This is a genomic window from Mycolicibacterium canariasense, assembly GCF_002101555.1.
GTDB classification, from domain to species: Bacteria; Actinomycetota; Actinomycetes; order Mycobacteriales; family Mycobacteriaceae; genus Mycobacterium; species Mycobacterium canariasense.
Genome location: NZ_LQOL01000026.1, coordinates 1 through 1,156, shown reverse-complemented (window position 1 = coordinate 1,156; position 1,156 = coordinate 1). Strand labels below are relative to the sequence as shown.

Below are 1,156 nucleotides of genomic sequence, written 5' to 3'. Positions count from 1 at the left end.
CAGACCGGTACCGCCGATCCGGTTAGTCGTTAGCCTTCGTTAACCGCGCATCACCGCAAAGTCCTGGACGCCGGGACTAGCCTCGGAAACGGGATATGCCATCTGGCCGGTGTCGCGCCGGGCGACCCCCCTCGCGCGGCGCGACGCCACCCAACATGAGCATGACGATTATTCGACCGGAGTCCTAAACCCCAGGGGACATCGCCTGGCTCACCGGTGTTGATGACGTCGGTCTGGCGCGACCTGTGAGCTTTCACATCAAGGCGCTACCGCCGTGTCTCGGGGAACCGTTCGTAGATGCGGTTGATGTGCCCGTGGGCTTCGGCGAGTTCACGGCGTAGTAGTTGCTCTTGCGGTCCTGCGGGCGACCCCAAGCGGCGTTGCCGCTCGAACTTCTCGATCGCCCTCGTCGTATGAGTGATGTTCTCGTGCAACGCTGACAACAGTCGGAAGGCCTGCGCCAGGTCGGACTCGTCGTTGCTCATCTAACAGATCTTCACACTTCCCGAACCTCACGGGTTCGATAGCCACGATGTGAGGTGAACGGACGTCAATTCCTCGGTTGACGGCACCTGGCCGCCCAGGCATGCTATCGACATGCCGGAGGTCGATGAGCACGTCATGGTTGAAGAAGTCGAGCGTCGGCTCGCCGACAGCTACACAGACATTCCAGCCGAGCGCATCAACTCCATCGTCCAGAGCGCCTACGCCCAGTTTGAACACAGCCGGATCCGGGACTTCGTTCCGCTGTTCGTCGAGCGCCGAGCCCGCGCCGAACTCGCCCGGAGCTGATCGGCGAATCGGACACTTGACAGCCACGGGCGTCATTGTGGCTGTCGCAGGTTGTTGCTGATCTGAAATAGATTTCGCCGCGTGCCGCGCGGTGCCAGTCGGCGGGCTTCCGGGCACGCGCGATGGCGAAGTACGGCCGCAGTCATAGCGCCACAGAGTAGCGGCGCCCAAGGCGTCGAGTCCTCGGCAGTGACAAAGCCACCCCAGCGTAGGGTCTAGCACTTCTGGTTCTCCGCGGCAGCAATCGCCAACCCGCGTCCTACACATGTGCAGGACAATCCGGCGCCCGATTAGACCAGGTACACATGTAACACTCGTCCTGAACAGTCGGATAGCTCAGCTAGGCCCCCTTTGTTACAGATAA

General features: G+C 61.7%; 2 protein-coding genes. One reads left to right on the top strand and one right to left on the bottom strand.

What is annotated here, in order from left to right:
* Positions 1–266: 266 nt before the first annotated feature.
* Positions 267–485 carry a hypothetical protein gene (locus tag AWB94_RS03945; RefSeq protein ID WP_024452057.1) on the bottom strand — a complete coding sequence of 73 codons (219 nt, stop codon included), beginning with the start codon at positions 483–485 and terminating at the stop codon, positions 267–269.
* 112 nt (positions 486–597) lie between these two features.
* Between AWB94_RS03945 and AWB94_RS03940 the strand changes: the two genes are divergently transcribed.
* Positions 598–792, top strand: a complete 195-nt coding sequence (locus tag AWB94_RS03940; RefSeq protein WP_085122352.1) for a three-helix bundle dimerization domain-containing protein — start codon at positions 598–600, stop codon at positions 790–792.
* The last annotated feature ends 364 nt before the right edge of the window (positions 793–1,156 follow it).

What these genes read in the sequence shown, in the direction of transcription:
- AWB94_RS03945 (WP_024452057.1), bottom strand. Translation starts at nt 485, where the DNA reads ATGAGCAACGACGAGTCCGACCTGGCGCAGGCCTTCCGACTGTTGTCA.
- AWB94_RS03940 (WP_085122352.1), top strand. Translation starts at nt 598, where the DNA reads ATGCCGGAGGTCGATGAGCACGTCATGGTTGAAGAAGTCGAGCGTCGG.